The organism is Arthrobacter sp. NPDC058288 (genome assembly GCF_042880995.1).
Classification (GTDB): Bacteria; Actinomycetota; Actinomycetes; order Actinomycetales; family Micrococcaceae; genus Arthrobacter.
This window is the reverse complement of record NZ_JBHVYH010000011.1, coordinates 50296-71512: the sequence shown is the minus strand read 5'-3', so window position 1 is coordinate 71512 and position 21217 is coordinate 50296. Positions and strand designations below refer to the sequence as shown.

The 21217-nt window shown below is 66.1% G+C and carries 23 protein-coding genes; 13 read left to right on the top strand and 10 right to left on the bottom strand.

Translation table 11 applies throughout. The features are described 5' to 3' along the window. Positions 1-3 precede the first annotated feature (3 nt). Positions 4-777, bottom strand: a complete 774-nt coding sequence (locus ACFVWT_RS21455) for an oxygenase MpaB family protein (RefSeq protein ID WP_390251482.1) — start codon at positions 775-777, stop codon at positions 4-6. A gap of 65 nt (positions 778-842) precedes the next feature. Here ACFVWT_RS21455 and ACFVWT_RS21450 point away from each other — a divergent pair, with 65 nt between their 5' ends. Further along, entirely contained in the window at positions 843-1319 is a 477-nt protein-coding gene (locus ACFVWT_RS21450; protein WP_390251480.1) for an NUDIX domain-containing protein, read from the top strand. Between the two features lie 55 nt (positions 1320-1374). Here ACFVWT_RS21450 and ACFVWT_RS21445 read toward each other — a convergent pair whose 3' ends face one another. Together ACFVWT_RS21445 and ACFVWT_RS21440 are read right to left on the bottom strand one after the other, a co-directional pair. Further along, positions 1375-1737, bottom strand: coding sequence for a TfoX/Sxy family protein (locus ACFVWT_RS21445; RefSeq protein WP_390251478.1), 363 nt, complete (start codon positions 1735-1737; stop codon positions 1375-1377). Between the two features lie 40 nt (positions 1738-1777). Then, a complete protein-coding gene (locus tag ACFVWT_RS21440) occupies positions 1778-2824 on the bottom strand; it encodes a hypothetical protein (protein ID WP_390251476.1) in 1047 nt (348 codons plus the stop codon). A gap of 178 nt (positions 2825-3002) precedes the next feature. Here ACFVWT_RS21440 and ACFVWT_RS21435 point away from each other — a divergent pair, with 178 nt between their 5' ends. From ACFVWT_RS21435 to ACFVWT_RS21425, 3 genes are all read left to right on the top strand, one after another. Then, positions 3003-4877 (top strand): Na+/H+ antiporter, encoded by a 1875-nt coding sequence (locus ACFVWT_RS21435; protein WP_390251474.1) that lies wholly within the window; start codon positions 3003-3005, stop codon positions 4875-4877. A 123-nt stretch (positions 4878-5000) separates the two neighbouring features. After that, entirely contained in the window at positions 5001-6653 is a 1653-nt protein-coding gene (locus tag ACFVWT_RS21430; protein ID WP_390251472.1) for an alkaline phosphatase D family protein, read from the top strand. Continuing rightward, positions 6650-7930, top strand: a complete 1281-nt coding sequence (locus ACFVWT_RS21425) for an alkaline phosphatase family protein (protein WP_390251470.1) — start codon at positions 6650-6652, stop codon at positions 7928-7930. The genes ACFVWT_RS21430 and ACFVWT_RS21425 overlap by 4 nt, the downstream gene beginning before the upstream one ends. A 65-nt stretch (positions 7931-7995) precedes the next feature. Here ACFVWT_RS21425 and ACFVWT_RS21420 read toward each other — a convergent pair whose 3' ends face one another. Next, positions 7996-8373: a nuclear transport factor 2 family protein gene (locus tag ACFVWT_RS21420; RefSeq protein WP_390251468.1), complete on the bottom strand. Its 378-nt coding sequence runs from the start codon at positions 8371-8373 to the stop codon at positions 7996-7998. A gap of 105 nt (positions 8374-8478) precedes the next feature. On the opposite strand from ACFVWT_RS21420, the gene ACFVWT_RS21415 reads away from it, so the two are divergent. Further along, positions 8479-9051 carry an MOSC domain-containing protein gene (locus ACFVWT_RS21415; protein ID WP_390251466.1) on the top strand — a complete coding sequence of 191 codons (573 nt, stop codon included), beginning with the start codon at positions 8479-8481 and terminating at the stop codon, positions 9049-9051. A 75-nt stretch (positions 9052-9126) separates the two neighbouring features. Here the strand turns inward: ACFVWT_RS21415 and ACFVWT_RS21410 are convergent, their stop codons facing one another. The 4 genes from ACFVWT_RS21410 to ACFVWT_RS21395 all read right to left on the bottom strand — a co-directional run bounded on the left by ACFVWT_RS21410 (position 9127) and on the right by ACFVWT_RS21395 (position 12510). Continuing rightward, entirely contained in the window at positions 9127-9390 is a 264-nt protein-coding gene (locus ACFVWT_RS21410; RefSeq protein ID WP_390251464.1) for a hypothetical protein, read from the bottom strand. Then, entirely contained in the window at positions 9387-10190 is an 804-nt protein-coding gene (locus ACFVWT_RS21405) for a putative hydro-lyase (RefSeq protein WP_390251462.1), read from the bottom strand. Before ACFVWT_RS21405 ends, ACFVWT_RS21410 begins: the two co-directional genes overlap by 4 nt. Next, positions 10187-11548, bottom strand: coding sequence for an MFS transporter (locus ACFVWT_RS21400; protein WP_390251460.1), 1362 nt, complete (start codon positions 11546-11548; stop codon positions 10187-10189). Before ACFVWT_RS21400 ends, ACFVWT_RS21405 begins: the two co-directional genes overlap by 4 nt. 365 nt (positions 11549-11913) lie before the next feature. Further along, the gene (locus ACFVWT_RS21395; protein WP_390251458.1) at positions 11914-12510 is read right to left on the bottom strand and encodes an adenylate kinase; all 597 of its coding nucleotides are present in this window, start codon (positions 12508-12510) and stop codon (positions 11914-11916) included. A gap of 195 nt (positions 12511-12705) precedes the next feature. Here ACFVWT_RS21395 and ACFVWT_RS21390 point away from each other — a divergent pair, with 195 nt between their 5' ends. Beyond that, a complete protein-coding gene (locus ACFVWT_RS21390; RefSeq protein WP_209742355.1) occupies positions 12706-12879 on the top strand; it encodes a CsbD family protein in 174 nt (57 codons plus the stop codon). 174 nt (positions 12880-13053) lie between these two features. Continuing rightward, complete coding sequence (locus ACFVWT_RS21385) at positions 13054-13302, top strand: hypothetical protein (RefSeq protein WP_390251456.1); 249 nt, start codon at positions 13054-13056, stop codon at positions 13300-13302. 107 nt (positions 13303-13409) lie between these two features. Here the strand turns inward: ACFVWT_RS21385 and ACFVWT_RS21380 are convergent, their stop codons facing one another. Continuing rightward, complete coding sequence (locus ACFVWT_RS21380; RefSeq protein ID WP_390251454.1) at positions 13410-14615, bottom strand: acyl-CoA dehydrogenase family protein; 1206 nt, start codon at positions 14613-14615, stop codon at positions 13410-13412. Between the two features lie 117 nt (positions 14616-14732). After that, positions 14733-15641: a LysR substrate-binding domain-containing protein gene (locus ACFVWT_RS21375; RefSeq protein WP_209742352.1), complete on the bottom strand. Its 909-nt coding sequence runs from the start codon at positions 15639-15641 to the stop codon at positions 14733-14735. A gap of 174 nt (positions 15642-15815) precedes the next feature. Between ACFVWT_RS21375 and ACFVWT_RS21370 the strand changes: the two genes are divergently transcribed. The 6 genes from ACFVWT_RS21370 to ACFVWT_RS21345 all read left to right on the top strand — a co-directional run bounded on the left by ACFVWT_RS21370 (position 15816) and on the right by ACFVWT_RS21345 (position 21201). Beyond that, complete coding sequence (locus tag ACFVWT_RS21370) at positions 15816-17066, top strand: CaiB/BaiF CoA transferase family protein (protein ID WP_390251452.1); 1251 nt, start codon at positions 15816-15818, stop codon at positions 17064-17066. Continuing rightward, positions 17059-17523 carry an acyl-CoA thioesterase gene (locus ACFVWT_RS21365; protein ID WP_390251450.1) on the top strand — a complete coding sequence of 155 codons (465 nt, stop codon included), beginning with the start codon at positions 17059-17061 and terminating at the stop codon, positions 17521-17523. Before ACFVWT_RS21370 ends, ACFVWT_RS21365 begins: the two co-directional genes overlap by 8 nt. Further along, positions 17520-18716, top strand: coding sequence for an acyl-CoA dehydrogenase family protein (locus ACFVWT_RS21360; protein WP_390251448.1), 1197 nt, complete (start codon positions 17520-17522; stop codon positions 18714-18716). Before ACFVWT_RS21365 ends, ACFVWT_RS21360 begins: the two co-directional genes overlap by 4 nt. 62 nt (positions 18717-18778) lie before the next feature. Further along, the gene (gene fabG, locus ACFVWT_RS21355; RefSeq protein WP_390251446.1) at positions 18779-19555 is read left to right on the top strand and encodes a 3-oxoacyl-ACP reductase FabG; all 777 of its coding nucleotides are present in this window, start codon (positions 18779-18781) and stop codon (positions 19553-19555) included. Continuing rightward, on the top strand, positions 19555-20748 hold the full coding sequence (locus ACFVWT_RS21350) for a thiolase family protein (RefSeq protein WP_390251444.1): 1194 nt from the start codon (positions 19555-19557) through the stop codon (positions 20746-20748). Before fabG ends, ACFVWT_RS21350 begins: the two co-directional genes overlap by 1 nt. Beyond that, the gene (locus tag ACFVWT_RS21345; protein WP_390251442.1) at positions 20749-21201 is read left to right on the top strand and encodes a MaoC family dehydratase; all 453 of its coding nucleotides are present in this window, start codon (positions 20749-20751) and stop codon (positions 21199-21201) included. The last annotated feature ends 16 nt before the right edge of the window (positions 21202-21217 follow it).

Sequence of the window (21217 nt, the reverse complement as noted above, 5' to 3'; positions counted from 1 at the left end):
TTCCTATGCTGCGCCGAGGCGGCCCAGGCAGTAGTTCTTGGGCCAGTGGCGGACCCGCCGCGGCAGCCGCGGGTAGACCATGGCGGACCACCGCATGGTGCGGTCGAACCAGCGGCCGTGACGCTCACTCCACGGCAGTCCGAAGCCCCGTCGGAGCTTGTCCGGCAGGAGGCCTGCGGTGATGAAGCGGGCCAGCGGCATGGCAAGGCGCTGCCACAGCAAGGGGTCATCCGGATAGAGCAGGCTGCGGCCAACGCATGATGTGACGTCGTCGGCTTGCAGCCCCTCAAGCGACGTCCTCCAGTAGCTCCCGAACGCCTCGCGGTCGGCCGGCCACAGCTCCGCGGGAAGCTGGAGGGCGGTGCCGAGCCTCGCGTAGTCCCGGTACATGAGGTCCGCGGCTTCGTCGTCCAGCGCTCCGTAGATTCTCTCGTAAACAGTGACGGCCGTGTCGTACAGGGTTGCCACCACCCACAGCTGGGCGTGCGCATCGAAGGCGCTGTAGCCCGCGGAGCCGGCGCCGGGCTTGCGGCGGACGGGGCCGTGGGCGCGGTTCACGCTGCGGCGCACGGCTGCCACCTGCTCCTCGGTCCCGTAGACAATGGCATACACGTAGGTGAGGGTGGCGCGAAGCCTGTCGAGCGGACGCTCAGCGAAGTTGCTGTGCTCTGCCACCCCGTAACCCACCGCAGGGTTCGCGATCTGCAGCAGGATTGCCCGCCCTGCCCCGGCCAGCAGGACGCCCTCTGCTCCCATGTCGGCAAGTCCACGCACCATGCCCACACACTACCCGAGAGCCGACCCTCGGTGCCGCCGCGTATAGCCTTGGAACAGGAGGCGCCATGACGGTTCGAAGCGCAGGCATATTGCTGTACCGCGGGGATCCCGCTGCCCGGCTGGAAGTCTGGATAGCCCACATGGGCGGACCTTTTTGGGCCCGCAAGGACGAGCATGCGTGGTCCGTCCCGAAGGGCGAATACCCGGAGGATGAGGACGCCCTGACGGCGGCCCGGCGCGAGTTCGCAGAGGAGATGGGCAACCCGGCACCGCCAGCCGACTACTTCGAACTGGGCGCCTTCCGGCAGCCGTCAGGCAAGGTCATCACCGTCTTCGCAGCCGAGTGGGACTTCCAGCCCGAACAGATCGTGAGCAACACATTCCCGCTGGAATGGCCGAGGGGGTCCGGCATCATCAAGCACTACCCCGAGATCGACGACGCCCGCTGGTTCAACGAGGCGGAGGCGCGCAGCAAGCTCGTAAAGGGCCAGCTTCCCATCCTTGACGCCCTCGTTCAGCGTCTGCAGGACAGCGTTTCCTGAGGTGACGCGGACTCAAAGGGCAGGGTACGACGGCGGGACGTCCCGCCGTCGTCGTTCATTGTTTTTTCGGCTTGGGACTCTTCGGCGCTTTGGGCGGCAGCCCGGCGACATAGGCGAGTGCCCGGGCCAGCCACGGCTCGATCTCTTCGGGCGGGCCTTGGACCGGAAGCCCCACATAGCCGCCCATGGGCCGTTCGGCCGAGATGAACGGCAGGGTTTCCCGGCTCGCCATCAACTCGCCACGGTCAGCGTCAGCGAGCTTCAGGCCCAGGGTGGAGCCGTAAAGCCCCGCGAACATGTTTCCGTTGACGAAGGCGCCGAGGTTCCCGAACATCGGTTTGATGTCGATGCCCGGCAGGCCGCCCATCAGCAACCTGAACTGCTCTTTGTCAGCCTCAGTGGGCTTTGCCATTTCCATGAAGGGGCCTTCCGGTCCGGGGCCTTCATTATCGCCCCGTCTACTCCTTGAAGGGGACCTTTTCCCAGGACAGGACGCCGGCGCCGCGCGCGCTGTTTGCCGCCACGGTGAACCTCACGTAGTTCGTGGCGTTGGCCGAGCCGTCAACGGTGATGCGCTGCAGGTCATCCGCCGCTTGCTGGCCGTAGATCTTCAGCCAGGGCGAGCCTTCGGCAAGGGGCTGGTTTTCGGCGTAGACGTGGCTGTCGCCGTTGATGAGGTAGACCGGTCCGTCGAAACGGTTCGTTTCCTCGGTAATCGTCCTGACGATCTCGCGGAAGCCCGAGACCGAGTCCGGGTTGGCGGCGGCTGCGTCGAGCAGTGAAGGGTCGAACATGTCGGCCTGCGTCATGAGGACCACAGCCCTGTCGTTGCGCCGGGCCGCGTCGCTGAAGGTGTCCCTGACCTGTTCCAGGACGGCTTTCGTCCGGTGGTCCACCTCGGCCTGCTGCCCGGGGGTGACTGCCGTTTCACCGATGCCGGTCCACGGCAGGAGCGAGTTGTTGCTGCCCTGGATGTTCACCACGGAAAATGCCACGCGGTTCTTGGTGAACCGGACGTTCTCCGGCAGCCCGAGTGCTTCCTGGCTCGTGACGGGCATCGTCCGGCCGAGGGTTTTTCCCGGGGCGTCGAAGAACACCTCCCGAAGCTTGTCCAGCCTCTCCAGGGGGTTGTACGCCCCGTTGTTCCCCCGGTGGCAGTCCACCCACTCGTTGTCACCGGGCGTGTAGACCAGCGGATGTTCGAAGGAGTCGAACCCGGAGCGGATGTACGCGAAATACTCGTCCGAACACACGGAAGTCCCGTTCTTGATATCACCCACGTGGGCCACAAAATCCAGGCCGCGGTCAGCGTTGATGTCCTGGATGCGGGAAGGGAACTTGGCGATCTCGGCGTCGCCGTACGGGATGTCACCGATGACACCGAAGCTGAATGCCTGCTGGCTGGAAGGGTCATCGCCCGCGCGGGCGGCGGCAGCCGACGGGGCGGCGATCCCGGTCAGGGACATGAACGCCACAACGGCGGTGACGGCGGTTTTCATGAGCACAGAGGTTCTCCTTGGTGCGGCTCAACGGGTTGGGCTCAGGCGCTCACGCGCTGAACGAGGGTGCGTGGAAAGCGTGCCCGCCACGGAATAACGCGCGAGGACCGAACGGTGTCGGCGCCGTGAACGGAAAATGTCTCTACACCGTCCTGCCCTCTCTGTCGCCTGACAGAATGGCCCCATGGAGATCGCCCTGGGACTGCTGGTTCTCGTGGCCGTTGTTTGCGCCGGCAGTGCTCTGGGCCGGAAACTCAACGTGTCTGTTCCCCTGCTGCTGGTGCTGGCCGGCGTCGCGGGTTCCTTCGTCCCCTTTGTCCCGCACATCGAACTGAATCCGGAACTGGTCCTGGTGGGCCTGTTGCCGCCGCTGCTCTATGCTGCAGCCCTGCGGACCTCGCTGTTCGATTTCGGCTCCAACCGCCGCGCCATCGCGCTGCTCTCAGTGGGCTACGTCATCTTCGGCACGGTGGCCGTGGGCCTGGTGGTCTGGTGGCTCTTCCCGGAGATCCCGCTGGCTGCCGCGATCGCCCTCGGGGCCGTCGTCGCGCCGCCCGACGCCGTGGCAGCGACCGCGATCGCCCGGAAGGTGGGGATGCCGCGCCGGATCGTCACCATCCTTGAGGGTGAATCCCTGGTCAACGACGCCACCGCACTGGTCTGCCTCCGCGCCGCCATCGCGGCGATCGCCGGGTCAGTGTCCGCGGCCGGGATCGCCGGCGGCTTCCTGCTCGCGGCCGGCGGCGGGCTGGTGGTGGGCCTGGCCGCGGCCTATGTGCTGACCGAGCTCCGCAAGCGGATCCGGAACGTCGCGATCAACACCTCGACGTCGCTGATGGCACCCTTCGTCGCGTACCTCCCGGCCGAGGCGATCCACGCCTCCGGAGTGCTCGCAGTCGTCGTCACCGGGCTGGTGATGGGCACCAAGGCGCCGTCCATGCCCAACGGCGCGGCCCGTTTGAGCCAGCGCAGCAACTGGAACACGGTGCAGTTCCTGCTGGAAAACTCCGTGTTCGTGCTGATCGGGCTGCAGGTGCGGACCATCATCGAGGGGGTCCAGGACGACTCGCTCGGTGCCGGCCGGATCTGGGCCGGCTGCGCCGTGATCCTGCTGGCGGTGCTGCTGCTGCGGCCGGTGTGGGTCTTCCCGGCGACCTACCTGCCCCGGCTGATTCCGGCTGTGCGGCGAAACGACCCTGCGCCGCCCTGGCAGTTCGCCGCGATCGTGTCCTGGGCGGGGATGCGCGGGGTGGTGACGCTGGCCGCGGTGCTGGTGCTGCCCGCGGAACTCGAGCACCGGCCGGTGCTGATCCTGGCTGCGATGGTGGTGGTTGGCGGAACCCTCACGCTGCAGGGCTTTACCCTGCCGGCACTGGTGCGGCTGCTCGGCGTGCAGGGTCCGGACCAGCGCGAGGACGCCTTGAACCAGGCGTCCCTGATGCAGCTGGCCACTGCGGCGGGGGTGCAGCGGCTGCAGGAACTGCGCACCGACGATGACCCGCCGGAGGTAGTGGCAATGCTGAAACGGCGGACCCAGGAGCGCGGGTTGGCGGCCTGGGAGCGGCTGGGCCGGCCGACGTCGGAGGCTGCGACCCCCAGCCAGCGCTATGCCCAGCTGCGGCTTGCCATGCTGGACGCTGAACGGGCGAAGGTGCTGGAGTTGCGGCGCGGCGGCGAGTACGCACACGAAGTACTCAGCGAGGTCCTTGAACGGCTGGACGTTGAGGAATCCATGCTGGACGTGTCGTTGGATGAGGTGGACGCTTCCGGCGAGGGCGGCGGGGAAGGCATCGCGAGGCCGGGCGGAGTGTGCGGACACCTCGAGTCCGCGCCGAATCCGGAGGTTCCGCGCGAGCCGTCCTGCGCGGACTGCCGCCGGGAAGGTACGACGACGGTCCACCTCAGGATGTGCCTGGCCTGCGGCAACGTGGGGTGCTGCGACTCCTCCCCCGGAACGCATGCGTCCAGGCACTTCGAGGCCACCGGCCACCCGGTGATGCGGAGCATCGAGCCGGGCGAAGACTGGCGATGGTGCTACGAGGACGACCTGCTGGGGTGACCCGGATTCAATCACTTACGGCCGGCGTGCGTCTTTGGCCAGCGGACAAACGGTGGGCAAACAGTTGGGAAACCGGGGCCGGGAAAGCCCAATCCGCTACTCGCGGGTAGGAATACTGGAACCATGAACAACTTTACTCGTCGTCAAGTACTGCGTTCTGCTGTGGTGGTGGCTGCGGGAGGAGCTGCAGGCACCGCATTGACCGGCACCGCTGGCGCCCCTGCCAACGCAGCCGGCGCGGGAGCCTTCGGTCATGGTGTTGCCTCCGGTGACCCGATGCCAGACAGCGTGCTGCTCTGGACCCGGGTCACGCCGTCGCCTGATGCGCTACCCGGAAGCGGGTTGGGCCCGGACGTGTCCGTGGGCTGGGAGGTCGCGGCAGACGCCGGCTTCAAGAAGATCGTGGCGCGGGGTACGGCCAATACAGGCGCGTCCCGCGACCATACGGTCAAGGTCATCGCGGGCCGGCTCGCCCCCGGCACGAGCTACTGGTACCGCTTCACCCTTGGCTCGGCGGTGTCCCGGGCGGGACGCACCCGCACGGCGCCGGCTGCCGGTGCTCCAGTGGACCGGCTGAAGTTCGGCGTGGTGTCCTGCGCCAACTGGCAGGCGGGCTATTTCTCCTCCTACCGCCACCTTGCCGGCCGCGGGGATCTCGACGCCGTACTCCACCTCGGCGACTACCTCTACGAGTATGGGCCGGGCGAATACCAGGCGCGTGACGTGGTGGTCCGCCCCCACGAGCCTGCCCACGAGATGACCCAGCTGGCCCACTACCGCCGCCGCCACGCGCAGTACAAGACCGACACCGACCTGCAGGCCCTGCACGCTGCCGCACCTTTTATCGTCACCTGGGATGACCACGAATCGGCCAACGACGCCTGGAAGGGCGGCGCGGAGAACCACACTGAAGGCGCCGAAGGGGCCTGGAGCGCGCGGTTTTCCGCCGCGCACCAGGCCTACGCCGAATGGATGCCCGTGCGCTACGAACCGGGCGGACAGATTTACCGGCGGCTCGACTTCGGTTCGTTGGCCAGCCTGTCCATGCTGGACCTGCGTAGCTACCGGGACCAGCAGGCCGCCAACGGAACAGACGCTGCGGTCAGCGACCCCGCCCGCACCATCACCGGCGCCGTCCAGATGGACTGGCTTCTGGGCAACCTGAAATCCGCCGGCCCGCAGTGGAAACTCGTGGGCAACCCGGTCATGATCGCACCCGTCCGGGTTCCTTCCACCCTGAGCACGGCCGAATTGGCCGGTGTGCAAAAGCTGATGGGCGGCACGAGCATCAGCGGCGTGCCCTACAACGTGGACCAGTGGGACGGCTACGAGGCGGACCGCAACCGCGTGGTCCGCCACCTGCGGGATAACGCCGTCAAGGACACTGTGTTCCTCACCGGCGACATCCACTCCGGCTGGGCCTGCGACATCCCCGCGGATCCAGCCAGCTACCCGGCCACCGGCGATTCCGTGGCCGCGGAACTGGTCTGCACGTCCGTCACGAGCGACAACCTCGATGACATCCTCAACGTCCCACCCCGGACCGGATCCGTCGCCGTCGAGAACGCCATCAAGGCGGCGAACCCGCACGTGAAATACCTTGATTTCGACTCGCACGGCTACTCGGTCCTGGACGTAACGCCTGCAGGAGTCCGGATGGACTGGTACGTCCTGGCCGAACGCACCTCGGCAAGCTCCGGATCCACACTGTCCACATCGTTCAACGTTCAAGCCAACACCGGCAAAGTCACGCCAATCCAGGGAGGACTCCAGTGAGCCGTTCAACACCCCCACGCCCGACGCCGGGACGCCGGCAGTTCCTGCAGCTCGCCGCTGCCGGCGGTGCCGCCGTCGTTCTTTCCGCCGCGCCAGGAACGGCGTGGGCCGCACCGGCGGCGGGACGGACCCGGTGCTACGTGCTCGTGGTGGACGGCTGCCGCCCGGACGAGATCACTGCCACCCTGACTCCCAGGCTGGCTGGCCTGCGCGCGGCGGGAACGAATTTCCCGGCGGCCCGGTCCCTGCCTGTCATGGAGACCATTCCCAACCACGTGATGATGATGACCGGGGTCCGGCCGGATCGTTCAGGCGTTCCGGCCAACGCAATCTACGACAGGGCCGAGGGTGTGGTCCGCGACCTCGACCGGTCCACGGACCTGCACTTCCCTACCCTTCTGGACCGCTTGCAGGAGCGCGGGCTCACCACCGGATCGGTGCTCAGCAAGAAGTACCTTTACGGCATCTTCGGCACCCGCGCCAGCTACCGCTGGGAACCGCAGCCGCTGTTGCCGGTCACCGGTCACGCGCCCGATGCCGCCACGATGGACGCGCTGCTCGCGATGGTGGGCGGGCCGGACCCGGACTTCGTGTTCACGAACCTCGGCGACATTGACCGCGTTGGCCACTCCGACCTTTCCGGCACCACGCTGCGCGCTGCACGGGAAGCCGCCCTCGCGGACACGGACCTGCAAGTGGGGCGTTTCATCGACCACCTCAAAGGCACGGGAAAGTGGGAGTCCAGCGTGGTGATGGTGCTCGCCGACCACTCCATGGACTGGTCCATCCCCACGAACGTGGTTTCAGTCGACCTGATCCTGCAGGCCCGCCCGGAGCTGCAATCCAACGTCAAAATCGCCCAGAACGGCGGGGCGGACCTGCTCTACTGGACCGGCCCTGAAACCGACCGGACCGCGGGCCTGGCCGCCGTCGAGCAGCTGGTCAGTGCGCATGAAGGCGTCCTGTCCGTCCATAAACCGGAGGACCTGCGTCTGGGGGTCGAGGCCGGCGACCTCGTGGCGTACTGCCGCGCAGGCTGGCGTTTCTCCGACCCGTATGTGGCTTCCAACCCCATCCCGGGAAACCACGGGCATCCTGCCACCGAGCCCATTCCATTCTTCATCTCGGGCGGGAGCCCGCTTGTGGTCCCGGGAACGGTGTCCTCGGAGCCGGCGCGGACAGCTGACGTCGCACCGACGATCGGCACCATTTACGGCCTCAAGGCCCCCGGCGGAGGATACGACGGAACGTCGCGGGCCGGATCACTACGGCTGTGACGTAGGGATGACGGCGGGATCATCCCGCCGTCATCCATTCGCCGTTTCTTTATGCCGCCCCGGACCTACCAGGTGGTGGCCACCGAGCGCGACGCGAGCCACTCGCCTCCCACGCGGACGAAATCCATGGTGAGTTGCAGCGGCCATTTGGCCCGTGAACCGTAGACAGTCGCGTCAGTAATAATCCGGCCCACCAGCCGGGCAGTGTCCCCGGCGATGTGGAGGGACACGTCCTTCTCCCGGGCATCGTGGTAGACAAATTGCCCCGCGCGCATCTGGGCCAGCCATTCCTGTTTGGGCTGGAAGTAACCCGTCATGTGCGTCAACGAGAAGTCCTCTGTGAGCAGCGCCCCCAATTCCTCGGTGTCGCCGTCCGTCATGGCCTCCAGCTGGGCACGGTAGTTCTCCAGGATCTCCGCCCTGTCCTGTTCATCCGAAGTCATGCCGTCAACGCTATTGGCCCGCTCGGCATTGTGGGAGGGCCTGTCAGTACTTGCCAGCGGGCTGTCACCCTGCGGCTGCCCTCCGGTGGAGGATAGCTTTAAGGCATGACCGCTAGCTACAGGTACAACGTCGAGGTCCTGCATCTTCTGGTGTCGCCGGCGCATGCCTACTTTGGCCGCGCCCGCGAGGGGGCGGCTGACGTCCCGACCGCCGACGCCGACCAGGTGGAGATGGTGGCCGGCAAGGGCATCGTGGGCGACAGGTTCTTCGGCAAGGCCGCCCACATGGATGCCGCCGTCACCCTTTTCGCCGTTGAGGCACTCGAGGCAATGGCCGCGGAGCTGGGGGCGGCGCCGTTTGACCCGTTGCTGACGCGGCGCAACGTCATCCTCAGGGGCGCCCACCTGTCGCCGTTGCTGGGCGGGGAGTTTGCGCTGGAATCGCGGGGGGATTTGGTTCGGCTGAAGGCCGGGCGGCCCGCCCAGCCCTGCGCCTGGATGGACCAGATGCTCGCTCCCGGCGCGCACAAGGCCATGCGCGGGCGGGGTGGCGTACGCTGCCAGGTGGTTTCAGGCGGCATCCTGCACCGCGGCCCGGCTGTGCTGGTCAGCCCCGTGCCCCTCGACCCCGAAAGCGCCGGCACGCCCTCACTGCTGCGAGCGTCGCGGCTGCCGTAGCGGACCCGCACCCAACGCAACGCAAGCGGACGACGGCGGGAGGTCCCGTCGTCGTCCGCTTGCCGTTTGGTGTCTTTACAGCCTGTGGCGCTCCGGCGCTGCGCGGCGGGCGTCGCCGGATCCGGCTTTGCTGGCCGGGAGGCCAGCGTAGGTCCAGATGCAGGGCCGGCCGGCATCGCTCGGGAGGAGCTGGCCCTCGAACAGCGTGACGCTTGTTCCTGCCGGACTCTGCCAGATGCCGGTCAGTTCGCAGTGCGTCCCTGTGGCCTGGCGCCGCGGTGCGGTCAGGCTGATGATCCTGCGGGCCCGTGCCTCGGCAACGGGAAGCCTCTTCTTCACAATGACACTCCTGCCGGTTGCCGGTAGTTGCTCTCGGGAATATCTGTGATGAACATGTGCCCGGGGGCGTGGCTGATGGCAAAGGAAGGCCTGGATGCCATCACGGCGCTCTGCGGTGTCACGCCGCAGGCCCAGAAGACCGGCACTTCCCCCGGCAGGATCTCCACCGGGTCTCCAAAGTCTGGGCGGTTGATGTCGGCGATGCCGAGGTCTGCGGGAGATCCGACGTGAACCGGACCGCCGTGGACCTTCGGCACTTCCGACGTCACCCGGATGGCCGTGTCGACCATACCCGGCAGCATTGGACGCATGGAGACCACCATCGGACCGTGGATGCGTCCCGCAGGGGCGCACTCAATGTTCGTGCGGTACATGGGCACGTTCCGGCCGGTTTCGGTGTGCCGCAGCGGGATGCCCTCGCTGGCCAGAGCGGCTTCAAAGGTGAAGCTGCAGCCGATGAGGACGCCCACCATGTCCCCGCGCCAGACCGATGTCACATCGGAAACCTCTTCGGCAAGTTCGCCGTCCACCCATACGCGGTAGGCGGGGATGTCGCTGCGGATGTCCGACCCCGCGGCGAGGACGCTTTCGTGGCGTCCCGCCGGAATGATGTCGATGACGGGGCAGGCCTTGGGGTTGAGCCGGCAGAATTCGATGAATTCATCGGCGTAGTCGGCGGCGACTGCAATCAGGTTCGCCTGGGTGTAGCCGTCGCTCCATCCGGAGGTGGGAGTGACCAGGCCGTTGCGGAATTTCAGGCGTGCATCGGAGGGCGCCAGGAGGGCGGTGGCCTGGTTCATCGGGCCACGGCCTCAGCGGGTTCCACCGTGGACTGCAGGTACTCCTCGTCCTCGGCAACGTTGGAGTCCCGCCCCAGTGCCAGGCCCACCAGGGTCAACAGGCACGCGACGCTGAGGTACATGGCAACGGGGACCCAGCTGTGGAAAGTGCTCAGCAGCAGCGTGAACATGAAGGGTGCGATGGCGCCGCCGATGATGCCCGCGAAGGTGTAGGCCAGCGAACTGCCGGTGGAGCGGAGCCGCGGCGAGAACTGTTCAACCACGAAGGCTGCCTGTGGCCCGTACATAAACGAGTGGCAGAGCAGGCCCAGGACCGTTCCCACGATCAGCATGACCGGGGACCGTCCTTCGAGGACGATGAAGAACAAGTACGCCCACACTGCGGCCGCCACTGCTGCGATGCCGTAGACCAGCCGGCGGTTGATGCGGTCCGAGATCGCGCCGGCAAGCGGCATGGTGAAGAGCTGGAGGGCTGAACCGATGAGCACAGCCACCAGGACCTGTCCGCGGTCGAAGCCGAGCTCCTGGATGCCGTAGGTGAGGGTGAAGACCGTGCACAAGGCGTAGGTGACGTCCGGGCCGATCCGGCTGAGCATGGCTGCGATGAGGGGCCGGCGCTGGGTGGTCAGGACTTCCCGGATCGGGGCCTTGGGCTTGTCTCCCCTGGCTTCCATGGCCTTGAAGATGGGGGTGTCCTCAAGTTTGAGCCGGATCCAGAGCCCGAAGGCCACCAGCAGCGCCGAGATGAGGAACGCGATCCGCCAGCCGTAGTCGAGGAAGGCCTGCTCAGACAGGGTCAGGGTCAGCACGGCCAGTGCGCCGTTGGCCATCAGGTTGCCGGCGGGCGGGCCGATCTGCGCGGCGGATGCCCAGAATCCGCGGCGGTTGGGGTCGCCGAATTCGCTGGAGAGCAGCACTGCTCCACCCCATTCGCCGCCGACGCCCACACCCTGGGCGAAGCGGAGGAAGACCAGGATGGCGGGGGCGATGACACCGATGTTGTCGTACGTGGGCAGCAGGCCGATGAGGAACGTGGCCACGCCGATAAGCATCAGCGTGATGACCAGGATCTTCTTGCGGCCGATCTCATCCCCGAGCCGTCCGAAGATGATGCCGCCGACCGGCCGGGAAATGTAGCCTACGGCGTACGTGGAGAAAGCCAGCAGTGTGCCCGTGACCGGGTCCGAGGCCGGGAAGAAGATCAACGGGAAAACGATCGCGGCCGCGGCCGAGTAGACGGCGAAGTCGTAGAACTCCAGCGCCGTTCCGGTCAGGCTGGCCGCGAATGCCTTGTACATGCTCTTGCGCCCAATAACGGGTTTCGGGTCACCGGGGGCCATTACTGATGGAGTGGCCATGTGTATCCTCCATGAAAAGTGTGGATGTCATCCGCGTGCGGGCGGATGGTGCTGGGGCGCCTTTTGTCCGGCTCGCGGAGTTGCAAGCGGGGCATTAGGGCAGGTGCGCGGCTACCGCGAGGGGCTGCGGGAGTCGAAATTCGAGCGATCGTTGGATCGTTGAACAATCCGAACTGTTGAACAATCTACGCGACGTAGATCACACCGTCAAGGGTTAATCGTGATTCTGTAGTAGCGGCGCGCTGCCTGCCCCAAGGCGCAACGCAAGCGGTCGACGGCGGGAAATCCCGCCGTCGACCGCTTGCGCTTGGTGCCGCTTTCCCTACAAGACAGGGTGCTCGGCTATGAAAGGTTCCCGGTCCGGATCACCGGTCGCTCGCTGCCGAGACCCTGCTTGGGTTCCCGATGGCGCCCATTACCCTGGCGGTGACTTCCTCGATGCCGCCGATGCCGTTGACCCGGGCCAAAATGGCACGCCTGCCATACGCAGCCACCACGGGCTCGGTCTGCCGGTGGTACAGGTCCAACCGGTGGCGGATGACGGCTTCGTTGTCGTCGCTCCGGCCGGTGTCCTCGGCGCGGCCCAGGAGACGCTTGACCAGTTCCTCATCGTCGGCGGTCAACTGCAGGACGACGTCGAGCGTCAGCTCTCGCGCGGCCAGCACCCCGTCGAGGTGGTCAACCTGGGCGGCAGTACGGGGGTAGCCGTCCAGGAGGAAGCCGGTTTCGACGTCGTCCTGGCTGAGACGGCTGCGCACCATCTCATTGGTGACGCTGTCCGGCACGAAATCGCCGGCGTCCATGTACTTCCGCGCTTCGATGCCAAGCGGCGTCCCGCCCTTCACATGGGCGCGGAAGATGTCCCCCGTGGAGATCGCAGCAACGCCCAGGCGCTCCGAAATGCGCTCCGCCTGCGTTCCCTTGCCGGAGCCGGGCGGTCCGATAATCAACATTCTCGTCATTCGGTTAACCTTTCGCTGCACCGTGGTTGAAAGCGTGCCCCCATGCTAGGACTTCGAAGGTTGCAACCAGGCTGCATCGGCACGTGCGCGGCAATCCAGTCAGCATGCTTACTATTTGGGCTTGATCGGGTTTACGATGAAGTTGTAGGCCGCTGGCGGATCGCCGGCGGCGACCACACCGGAGGGAGTAACACCATGGGTCTGGGAGACAAGATTGACAATGCTGCCGAGAAGCTTGGCGGCAAAGGCAAGGAAGCGGCAGGCGAGGCCAGGAACGATCCGGGCCTGAAGGCCGAAGGCCAGGCTGACCAGGCGAAAGCCGATCTGAAGCAGGCCGGCGAGAAGGTCAAGGACGCCTTCAAGGAATAGTCCGCCGCCGAGAGGAAGGGTGCCACCCCGACGCGGGCGGCACCCTTTCTTGCACGGACGGCCTCCCCCAAAGCGGCCGACGTCGTATATCGTCCAGACCGCACCACCCCAGGCTGCAACGGGAACAGGCAGCACGCACCGGAGCAAATAATCCGGCTGTCGACAGGAAGTCCAGTGGATCCGACCACGCTTGCCGGGTACGCACTCATTTACATGGCAGCAATAGCGGGGATAGTTGTCCTACTGCTGCCAATCCTGATCCTGTTTCTCCTGCTATTGCTGGTGACGGGAGCCATTGGAATTGTCCTCCTCGCAGTGAAAACACTTACGGTCGGACTCATCAGGGGCATCGCCGGACTCTTAACAAGTTCGCGCGACCGACACCGGCCCAGGAGCCACGGCGATGAACTGGTGCCGCATTAGCCGCCAGGCCGCTCGTCAACGCCCCAACCAGCCCCCTGGTGATAACCCGTCACACCGACACTGCGCGTGCGGTCCATGTGTACCCCGCTGAGAGCAGCCGCGGCCGGTCACCCTTGGCGGAACGCAGAGATGCCCGTGATGCGTTGGCCCAGGATCAGCGTATGGACTTCGTCCGTGCCTTCATAGGTGCGCACGGATTCGAGGTTGTTGGCATGCCGAAGCGGCGAGTAGTCCAGCGTGATGCCGTTCCCGCCGAGGAGCGTGCGGGCCTCCCGGCAGATGGCGATGGCCTCGCGGACATTGTTCAGCTTGCCGACTGAGATCTGGACCGGCTCCAAGGCGCCGGCGTCCTTGAGCCGCCCGGTGTGCAGGGCAAGAAGCGTGCCCTTCTGGATTTCCAGCAGCATATTGACGAGCTTCTCCTGGGTGAGCTGGTACCCGGAGAGGGGCTTGCCGAACTGCAGTCGCTCCTGCGAGTACGCGAGGGCGGTTTCATATGAGTCCCTTGCCGCACCCATGGCACCCCAGATGATGCCGTAGCGGGCTTCGTTGAGGCAGGAGAACGGGCCGCTCAGCCCCCGGGCGCGCGGAAGCAGCGCCGCGCCCGGGAGCCGGACGTCGTCCAGGGTGATGTCGCATTGGATGGAGGCACGCATCGACAGCTTCGAGCCGATGGGTGTCGCGGTGAAACCGGGCGTGTCCGTGGGCACGATGAAGCCGCGGACGCCCTCACTGGTATTGGCCCAGATGACCGCGATCTGGGCCACAGAGGCAAGCCCAATCCAGCGTTTGGCACCGTTGATGACCCAGCCGCCGCTTCCGTCGGGAACCGCGAAGGTAGCCATGCTGGACGGGTCGGAGCCGGCGCTAGGTTCGGTAAGCCCGAAGCAACCGATCCTTTCTCCCCGAGCCATCGCCGGGAGGTGCTCTTTCTTCTGCTCCTCGGACCCCCACTTGTGGATGGCACTCATAGCAAGGGAGCCCTGGACGCTAACGAAGGTCCGGAGTCCGGAGTCCCCTGCTTCCAGTTCCATTGCGGCGAGACCGTATTCGACTGCGCTGCGGCCCGGGCAGCCGTAGCCCTCCAGATGCATCCCAAGGACCCCGAGGTTCCCGAGTTCGGGGACGAGTTCCAGGGGGAAGTGTGCATCCTCGTACCAGCCGGCGATATTGGGGCGGATGCGTTCGTTCACAAACTCCCGGACAGTGCTGCGCAGTTGCAGCTCAGCCGGGCTGAGCAGGCTGTCCAGGTTCAGCACGTCGTCGTGCACCAGGGTGGTTTCGGATACGGTCACAGTGTGTTCTCCTGGCATGTGCTGGGCCGCTGGGGGCGGCGCTGGCTCTAAGGGCTGGCGATCTCCGACCACTGTGCCAGCTGGATTGCGTAAGATCCAATACCGTATTCTGCGACCACTGATGTCCTGGACGCATCAATAAGCGGCGTTGCCCGGCGACGGCAAGACGTCTTCCGAGAGTCGAAGGACCTCTCTCAGCGCCGGGCTGGTGTTGTCTTTTCGCCAAACCAGTCGCAGCTGGATGACATCGGCCGGGTCGTCCAATGGCAGGAAAGTGACCCCGGGGTGGCTGAAGTTTTCCGGGACAGACGAGACCGTCAGGGCAACGCCGATTTCGGCCGCCACGAGTGCCATGAGCGTGTGGGAATCCGGGGCGACCTGCACAATTTCGGCGGCGAATCCGGCCGCGCTTGACAGCCTCCGAAGATGGTCGTGGAGGATCGCCCCAGGGTGCTCTGGCAGGGTGACGAACGGCTGATCTGCAAGGTCCGCCATGTGCAGTGAAGCGCGGTCGCTCAGGGGATGGTTGTCATACAGGGCCACCACCAGCCGCTCGCTGGCCACGATCCGGGACTCCAGGACCGCCGGGATGAAGTTCCATCGCCCCAGACCTACTTCCATGGCGCCGCTCAAGACCTTGTCCATGGCCGGCAGGGCGAAGTTGGAGCTGGACAGTTCAAAATCGATTCCGGGATGCGTCTCCCGGACGCGCTTGGCGAGCTTGCCCACCATCACGTGTGAGGACACGCCGGCGAAAGCGACCCGCACCCGCCCGGTTTCGCCGCGGCCCACCGATGCGACCGCGAGGGCCGAACGGCGGCAGGCTTCCAGTATGTCTCGGGCCGGCGCCAGCAACGCCTCCCCCTCCGGCGTGAGCCGGACCGTCCGGGTGCTCCGAATAAAGAGAGGCGCCTTAAGTTCGTGCTCCAGTCGCTGGATGGACCGGCTCAGGGGCGGCTGGGCCATGTGGAGCCGGAGCGCGGCCCTGCCGAAGTGCAACTCCTCAGCCAGGGCGAGGAAGATGCGAATCTGTTGTATTTCCATGGCCCCGGTCAGCTCCCGCTCAGGTCAACGTCATTGTTCATATGCCCAAGATACCCACCGCTGCGAAATAGGCATTGATGGCGGTGGGGTATCACTCCCACACCTAATGCGTATTGGACGCGAATCAATCCGCTTGCAAAGGTGGTGATGCAGACCACACACCGGAGGATTTAAATGACACAACCGAGCAGTGAAGCGGCGGCTGAAGGGCCCAATCGTCCTGCCGAAGGCGGAATCCGGCCAGGCGTTGACGTCCTGGGCCGCGAAGGCACCGGGCCCCTGGCCGGCGTCGTCGTCGCGGATTTCAGCCGGGTTTTGGCCGGCCCTTACGCCACCATGCTCTTGGCTGACATGGGCGCCACTGTGATCAAGGTCGAAGGCCTTGACGGCGACGACACCCGGACCTACATGCCCCCGGTCCGAGACGGCGAGGCCACCTTCTTCCTGGCGGTGAACCGCAACAAGCACTCCATCGCCCTGGACCTAAAAGATCCGCAGGACTTGGACGTGGCGCGTTCACTCATCCGCTCCGCCGACGTGATGATCGAGAACTTTAAGCCCGGCAACATGGCGCGGCTGGGTCTGGACTATGCCGCCGCCGCGGAGCTGAAGCCGGATATAATCTATGCCTCCATCACCGGGTTCGGCACCGGGGCCGGTGCGCACATTCCGGGATATGACTTACTTGTGCAGGCCGCCTCGGGGATGATGAGTCTGACCGGGGACCAGGACACGCAGCCTTACCGGGCCGGCATCGCCCTCTTTGACGTCATTACCGGCCTGCATGCGGCCATCGGCATCCTCGGAGCCCTGCACCATAAAGACCAGACCGGCGAGGGCCAGTTGGTGGAGCTGAACCTCCTGTCCTCGGCTTTGTCTGGCATGGTAAACCAGTCCGCGGCATACGTCACGGGTGGCGTGGTGCCGACCCGCATGGGTAATGAGCACCCCAGCATGTACCCGTACGCGCCGATGCAGACAGGCGACGGCATGCTCATCGTCGCGACCGGTAACGATGCCCAGTTCGTCCGGCTGTGCGGGGCGCTGGCGATCCCTGAAGTGGCCCGGGACCCGAAGTTCGCCAAGACCCGAGAACGCAATGCGCACCGTGATGAACTCCGGGACATCCTCCACGCGCGGCTGGCCACTCAGTCCGCCGCGCGGTGGTTCAGCGAGCTCTCTGCCGCCGGGCTGCCGTGCGCGCCGATCCAGGACGTAGGCGGCGGCATCGAGTTCGCCGAACAACTGGGACTGCAACCGGTGGTGTTGGCCGGCAGCGGGTCGCGAAAGATTCCGACGGTGCGGCATCCGGTCGAGTACTCCCGCACTCCCGTGGACTATGCGCTGGCCCCACCGGAGCTCAACGAAAGCTCCGAGTTGGTCCGCAACTGGCTGCTGCACCAGAAGGCGTTAGCCCATGCCTGAGGCATACCGGACCCGGATCCGCCCGCGATGGTCGGATCAGGATCTCAATGGACACGTCAATCATGCCGCCGTCGTGACACTGCTGGAGGAGTCGAGGATCCAGTGGCGGGCCACCCTGCCGGGAAGCCGCTCCGCAGGAGCGACCCCCACGGTGGTGGCTGCCCTCGAACTGAACTATCGGAGGCCGGTCCACCACGGCGAAGACCTTGACGTTGAACTCACGGTCAGCAGGATCGGTACCAGCTCCTTCAGCCTCGCATTCAGCGGCGCTCAGAACGGCGCAGTCGCCGTGGACGGCAGGACCGTGATTGTTTCAGTCTGGCCGGAGACCGGCACGGCACGGCCGCTGGCGGAACACGAACGCCGCTGGCTCGCCCAATACCAGCCCACGCAAGCAAGCACGGAACCCCGTCAACCGCAGATTCCCGATGACACACCCCTGGAGCTGACCCAATGACACCGCACATGGCCGAACAAGGCACCGACTTCTACCTCATGGACGATTTCCTCACCGCTGAGGACCGGGCCCTCCGGCTGAAGGTCCGCAGCTTCGTCGACAAAGACCTGCTGCCCGTCATCAACGGCTACTGGGAACGGGCCGAGTTCCCGTTCGAGATGATTCCCAAACTCGCCGCCCTCGGCATCGTGGGAACCACTATCACCGGCTACGGCTGCCCCGGCCTGAGCCGGCTTGCCGCAGGGATCGTCGCCGCAGAAGTCTCCCGCGGCGACGGTTCCGTGAACACTTTCCTCGGTGTGCAGTCCGGCCTGGCGATGGGAACCATCAACATGCTTGGCAGCGAAGAGCAAAAGCAGCGCTGGCTCCCCGCCATGGCGACGCTGGATAAGATAGGCGCCTTCGCCCTGACCGAACCTGATCACGGTTCCGATTCCGTGGCCCTGGAGACCAGCGCCCGGCGGGACGGTGACAGCTACATCATCACCGGCCGCAAGCGGTGGATCGGCAACGCCAGCATGGCCGACGTCGTCATCATCTTCGCCCGGGACGAAGAGGATGCCAAGGTCAAGGCGTTCGTGATGGAGCGCAACGACGACGGCAGCTATCCGGACGGGTACTCCACTGATGTCATCACCGGCAAGATCGGCAAGCGGGCGATTCTCCAGCCGGACATCACCCTCAACAACCTCAGGGTGCCAGCGGACAACCGGCTCACTGGCTGCCGCTCCTTCAAGGACGTCACCCGTGTACTCACGTCCACTCGCAGCGGAGCGTCCTGGGAATCCCTCGGCCACGCCATGGCAGCCTACGAGATCGCGGTGGACTACGCGAAAACCCGGCAACAGTTCGGCAAACCGATCGGCAGCTTCCAGCTTGTCCAGAACAAACTGGCCAACATGCTCGCCGAACTGACGGCCATGCAACTGATATGTTTCCGGCTCGCCGTCCTGGCTGAGGACGGCCGGATGACCGGACCAATGGCCTCGCTGGCCAAGATGCACACGGCGCAGAAGGCGCGATGGATCTGTTCCGAGGCGCGGGACATGCTCGGCGGCAACGGCGTGCTACTGGAGAACCACGTCGCGCGGCACATGACCGACATGGAAGTCGTCTCCACTTACGAGGGCACCGACTCCATCCAGTCCCTCCTCGTGGGCCGCGAGATCACCGGCCTCTCCGCTTTCAGCTAGGTCCGGGCCGGGCAGCCGCCACACAGTCATCAGTCACATTCCACGCAAGCAAAGGAAACACCATGAGCAATTTCACCAACCGGGTGGCAGTTGTCACCGGCGGTGCGCAGGGCATCGGCGCCGCCACTGCGCTGAAGCTGGCCACCGGAGGCGCTACCGTCATCGTCCTGGACCTCAACGAGGACGGTGCCAAGGACACTGCGCAGCGGATCTCGGAGCACCCGCGGGTGCTCGCGACCGGCGGTAGAGCCGTCGCTGCCGGCTGCGACGTCACGGATGAGGCGACCGTGGACCGGGTCTTCGATGAAATTCACCGGGAGTTCGGAAGGCTGGACATCCTGGTCAACAACGCGGGCATTACCCGCGACAACCTGTTCTTCAAGATGGACCGGCCGGACTGGGACTCGGTCCTGACCACCAACCTCACGAGCGCCTACCTGTGCTCCCGTGCCGCCCAGCGGTACATGGTGCCCGCGAAGTACGGGAAAATCGTCTCGCTGAGCAGCCGCAGCGCGCTGGGCAACCGGGGCCAGGCCAACTATGCCGCCGCGAAGGCCGGCATCCAGGGTCTCACGGCGACACTCGCCATCGAACTCGGCCCCTTCAACATCACAGTGAACGCCGTGGCCCCCGGCTATATCGCCACCTCGATGACCGCGGCAACGGCCGAGCGCGTGGGCAGCAGCCCGGCTGAACACCAGGAGGCGGTGGCAGCCCGCACCCCGCTGGGCCGCGTGGGCCAGCCGGAGGAAGTGGCCGCCGCCGTGGCCTTCTTCGCCGGCGACGATTCCTCTTACGTCTCCGGCCAGACGCTCTACATCAACGGCGGGGCCCGCTGATGCCCGAGGCATTCCTGGTCGGCGGCGTCCGCACCCCGGTGGGCCGTCACGGGGGCGTTCTCGCCACGATCCGGCCCGACGATCTGGCCGCACTCGTTCTGCAGGCCGCCGTGGCCCGGGCCGGCGTCGATCCTGCCAGCCTTGACGAGGTCATCCTGGGCTGCGTAAACCAGGCCGGGGAGGACAACCGGAACATTGCCCGAATGGCGGTGCTGCTGGCCGGGCTGCCCGACGCCGTCCCCGCTGTCACGGTCAACCGGCTGTGCGCCTCAGGTCTGACAGCCATCAGCATGGCGGCCCAGTCGGTGCGCAACGGCGACGCCGACCTCGTGGTTGCTGGCGGCGTCGAGTCCATGACCCGCGCTCCGTGGGTGCTGGCTAAGCCGGAGAAGGCCTTCGCCAAACCTGGGGAGCTGGCGGACACCTCGATCGGTGCGCGCTTCGTGAACCCGCGGATGGACACCAATGCCCGGCAATCGATGCCCGAAACCGCTGAAGAAGTGGCCAGCCGCGAAGGGATCTCCCGCGCCGACGCGGACAGCTTCGCGCTGCGCTCGCACGAAGCGGCCGTGGCCGCGATCGACGCCGGACGCTTCAGTGACGAAATCGTCCCCGTCCCGGTCACCGGCCGGCGCGGGGAAGTAACGCTCGTGGACACCGACGAGGGGCCCCGGCGCGGGTCTACCGCCGACGCGCTGGCCGGCCTCCGGCCTATCGTGAAGCCCGGCGGGATCGTAACCGCGGGCAACTTCAGTTCGCTCAACGACGGCGCCTCCGCAGTCGTGGTCGCCAGCGGCGAAGCCGTGGCACGCTATGGCCTGACGCCGCGGGCGCGCATTGTCACAAGCCAGGCCGCCGGAGTCGCCCCGGAAGTGATGGGCATCGGCCCGGTCCCGGCCACCCGGAAGGCGCTGGCCAAGGCAGGCTGGAGCCTGGACAGCGTAGGCGCGGTCGAACTCAACGAGGCCTTTGCAGCGCAGTCACTGGCCTGCATGCGGCTGCTCGGGATGGATGCCGGCACGGTCAACAACGACGGCGGCGCGATCGCCCTCGGACATCCGCTGGGCTCCTCCGGATCCCGTATCGTCGTTACGCTGCTGGGCCGGATGGAGCGCGAAAACGCCGCCCGAGGCCTGGCCACAATGTGCGTCGGCCTGGGCCAAGGCGTGGCCATGCTGCTGGAAAGGGTTTAGATGAGACTGTTCGAGGACGCCGCCGAGCTGGCAAACATGACAGGGCAGGAAATCGGGGTGAGCGGCTGGCACACCTTGGACCAATCCCAGATCCAGGCCTTTGCCGATGCCACCCTGGACCAGCAGTGGATCCATACCGATCCGGGGCGGGCCGCTGCTGGACCGTTCGGCGCCACGGTGGCCCATGGGTATCTCAGCCTGTCAATGCTGCCGTATCTGGCCAGCCAGGTCTACCAGGTCCAAGGGGCGGCGATGATCATCAACTATGGCCTGAACCGGGTCAGGTTTCCGGCGCCGGCCAGGGTGAACTCGCGAATCAGGGACAGGTTGACACTGGCCTCGGTGACCGAAACGGCACACGGCCGGCAGTTGCAGTTCCAGCACCTCGTCGAGTTGGAAGGTTCCGAAAAACCGGCCTGCATCGCGGAGACTGTCTCCCTGCTCCGGAGCTGAAGCAACTCCGATATCA